This is a genomic window from Streptomyces sp. NPDC057702 (assembly GCF_042799315.1).
In the GTDB taxonomy this organism is placed as follows: domain Bacteria; phylum Actinomycetota; class Actinomycetes; order Streptomycetales; family Streptomycetaceae; genus Streptomyces.
The window spans coordinates 1-3,681 of record NZ_JBHVJC010000004.1; the positions used below are offsets into that span (position 1 = coordinate 1).

Below are 3,681 nucleotides of genomic sequence, written 5' to 3' on the forward strand. Positions count from 1 at the left end.
GTTCGTCCTGAGCCAGGATCAAACTCTCCATGAATGCCTCCGGGATATCCCGGCGAACACACACGATAAGAGCGGAACACCAACCGGAATAAGATCAGTGTTCACAGCGTCCTCGCTGTGCTGCCTCCCACCCGTAAAAGAGCGGAAGGACTTTTTCAAAGGAACCTCGCCTCTCGAACAGTGTCGAGAAGACGGGGTATCAACATATCTGGCGTTGACTTTTGGCACGCTGTTGAGTTCTCAAGGAACGGACGCTTCCTTCGGTCCCGTTTCACCGGGCCCTCCGGGCGCTTCCCTTCGGTGTTTCCAACCTTACCAGATCCTTTTCCCGGTCATTTTCGACTGGAATTTGTTTCCGGTGGCCGTTGGAAGGCCTTTGCCTTTCGGCGTGATTTCGACTTTACCAGATTTCTCTGAGTCGAATTCCCACCGTCTTCGGTCCCTTCCGTACGCACGAAGGCGACGGGTTCCCGATCTGGTGGAGCCGTAAACGTACTGGACGGCCGCAGCCGGAGGCAAATCGAGTCCGGCGGCGGCCGTCCGCGTACGAAGGGAACGTCAGACCTCGACGACGACCGGCAGGATCATCGGTCGCCTGCGGTAGCTCTCGGAGACCCACTTGCCGATCGCACGGCGCACCAGCTGCTGGAGCTGGTGCGGCTCGCCGACGCCGTCGGCCGCGGCCTTGGCAAGGGACTCCTCGATCTTGGGCGTGACGGCCACGAAGGCCGCGTCGTCGATGCCCGTGCCACGGCCCTGGAGGTGCGGGCCGCCGACGATCTTGCCTGTCGTGCTGTCCACCACCACGAAGACGGAAATGATGCCCTCGTCCCCGAGGATGCGGCGGTCCTTGAGGGAGGACTCCGTGACGTCGCCGACCGAGAGGCCGTCCACGTACACGTATCCCGCCTGGACCTTGCCGACGATCTTGGCGATGCCGTCGACCAGGTCGACGACCACCCCGTCCTCGGCGATGACCACCCGGTCCTTGGGGACTCCGGTCAGTGCGCCGAGCTCCGCGTTGGCCCGCAGGTGACGCCATTCGCCGTGCACCGGCATCAGGTTGCGCGGCTTGCAGATGTTGTAGAAGTACAGCAGCTCGCCGGCCGAGGCGTGGCCGGAGACGTGCACCTTGGCGTTGCCCTTGTGGACGACGTTCGCGCCCCACCGGGTGAGCCCGTTGATCACTCGGTAGACCGCGTTCTCGTTGCCGGGGATCAGCGACGAGGCCAGGATGACGGTGTCGCCCTGCACGATGCGGATCTGGTGATCGCGGTTGGCCATGCGGGACAGCGCCGCCATGGGCTCGCCCTGCGAGCCCGTGCACACCAGCACGACCTCGTCGTCGGGGAGGTCGTCCAGGGCGCGTACGTCCACGACGAGGCCCGGTGGAACACGGAGATAGCCCAGGTCGCGGGCGATGCCCATGTTGCGGACCATGGAGCGGCCGACGAAGGCCACACGGCGCCCGTACTCGTGGGCCGCGTCCAGGATCTGCTGGATGCGGTGCACGTGGCTGGCGAAGCTCGCCACGATGATGCGGCGGTCCGCGCTGGCGAAGACCTGGCGCAGCACACCGGAGATGTCGCGTTCAGGGGCGACGAAGCCGGGCACCTCGGCGTTGGTGGAGTCCGAGAGCAGCAGGTCGATGCCCTCCTCGCCGAGCTTGGCGAAGGTGGGCAGGTCGGTGAGGCGACCGTCCAGCGGCAGTTGGTCCATCTTGAAGTCGCCGGTGTGCACGGCCATGCCGGCCGGGGTGCGGATGGCGACCGCGAGAGCGTCCGGGATCGAGTGGTTGACCGCGACGAACTCGCAGTCGAAGGGGCCGATCCGCTCGCGGTGCCCCTCGGTGACCTCCAGCGTGTAGGGCCGGATGCGGTGCTCCTGGAGCTTCGCCTCGATCAGCGCGAGGGTCAGCTTGGAGCCGATGAGCGGGATGTCCGGCTTCTCGCGGAGCAGGTACGGCACGCCGCCGATGTGGTCCTCGTGCCCGTGGGTGAGCACGATGCCGTCGATGTCGCCGAGTCGGTTACGGATGGACGTGAAGTCCGGCAGGATCAGGTCAACTCCGGGCTGCTCCTCCTCGGGGAAGAGCACTCCGCAGTCGACGATCAGCAGCCGTCCGCCGTACTCGAAGACGGTCATGTTGCGGCCGATCTCGCCGAGACCGCCCAACGGGGTGACGCGCAGGCCACCCTTGGGAAGCTTTGGCGGCGGGCCGAGTTCTGGGTGCGGATGACTCAAAAGACTCTCCTTACCACGCGCGCCACATGTCCTCTGCTCCGCTGGGAGCGGGCAGAGAGGCACGTGGCGCGGGTGTCATTCGTGCACTTGCAAATGGGCCGGTATTCGGTTGTGAAGTCCGTGGTTAGAGCTGTACCCCACCAGCGGCAAGATCTCGCTTGAGCTGCTCGGTCTCGTCCGCGGAGAGCCCCACGAGGGGCAGTCGCAGCGGGCCGGCGGGCAGGCCCTGGAGGGTGAGCGCGGCCTTGGTCGTGATGACGCCCTGGGTGCGGAACATGCCGGTGAAGACGGGGAGCAGCTGCTGGTGGATCTCCGCCGCCTTGGCCACGTCGCCGGTCAGGTGCGCGTCGAGCAGGGCGCGGAGTTCGGGGCTGACCAGGTGGCCGACGACGGAGACGAAGCCGACGGCGCCGACGGAGAGCAGCGGGAGGTTCAGCATGTCGTCGCCGGAGTACCAGGCCAGTCGCGAGCGGGCGATGGCCCAGCTCGCGCGGCCGAGGTCGCCCTTGGCGTCCTTGTTGGCGACGATGCGGGGGTGCTCGGCGAGCCGGACGATGGTCTCGGTGCTGATCGGAACACCGCTGCGGCCGGGGATGTCGTAGAGCATCACGGGCAGCTCGGTGGCGTTGGCGATGGCCGTGAAGTGCTGGAGCAGGCCCTCCTGCGGGGGCTTGCTGTAGTACGGCGTGACGGCGAGCAGGCCGTGGGCACCGGCCGCGGCGGCGGCGCGGGACAGTTCGACGCTGTGCCGCGTGTCGTTGGTGCTGGCTCCGGCGACGACGTGAGCCCGGTCGCCGACCGCCTCGACGACGGCCCTGACGAGGGTGGCTTTCTCCGCATCGCTGGTGGTCGGCGACTCGCCGGTGGTGCCGTTGATGATCAACCCGTCGTTGCCCGCGTCCACGAGGTGGGCGGCCAGTCGCTGGGCACCGTCGAGGTCGAGCGCGCCGTCAGCCGTGAACGGCGTGACCATGGCGGTCAGCACGCGCCCGAAGGGGGTCTGCGATGTGGAAGTCGGAGCCATGGGCACCACGCTACTCGCAGCACACCCTTGCACGCTCCCTCGGGGGCCTACAAGGGTCGGACAAAACCGCATGAAACGCGGCACCGCCGGGCCGTATGCGGAACGGGAACGTACGTCGGAGATGAAGGCACCGACACTGCCTGCTCGGGGGTTCAGACAGTGCCGGGCCCATTGATCAGCCTAGATGAACTCCCTCAAAAGCCGCAATACGGACGGCTCGCAGGAGCGAGGGCCGCCCCGTCGAGCTCCGGGTCCGCCCCGTGCATCCGGGCCGCGTCATGTCACGTCGTCCGGTCGGGGGCGGGCCGGCCCCCCCCCCACCGGGGGGGGGAAGTAGGGGTCCTCGCGCCCCGTCGCGGTTAAAACCGCCGGGGGGTGGCGCCAAAAAAAGGGCCACCCCCCCACCAATCAGT

General features: G+C 67.2%; 2 protein-coding genes. Both read right to left on the bottom strand.

Annotated elements, in window-relative coordinates; genetic code table 11:
- Positions 1 to 558 precede the first annotated feature (558 nt).
- Positions 559 to 2,244 (bottom strand): ribonuclease J, encoded by a 1,686-nt coding sequence (locus tag ACFVFR_RS03600; RefSeq protein WP_383697734.1) that lies wholly within the window; start codon positions 2,242 to 2,244, stop codon positions 559 to 561.
- A 124-nt stretch (positions 2,245 to 2,368) separates the two neighbouring features.
- Entirely contained in the window at positions 2,369 to 3,268 is a 900-nt protein-coding gene (gene dapA, locus ACFVFR_RS03605; protein WP_383697735.1) for a 4-hydroxy-tetrahydrodipicolinate synthase, read from the bottom strand.
- Positions 3,269 to 3,681 lie beyond the last annotated feature (413 nt).

Bases quoted from the DNA above. Each gene is read 5' to 3' on its own strand.
- dapA (WP_383697735.1), bottom strand. From the start codon at position 3,268: ATGGCTCCGACTTCCACATCGCAGACCCCCTTCGGGCGCGTGCTGACC.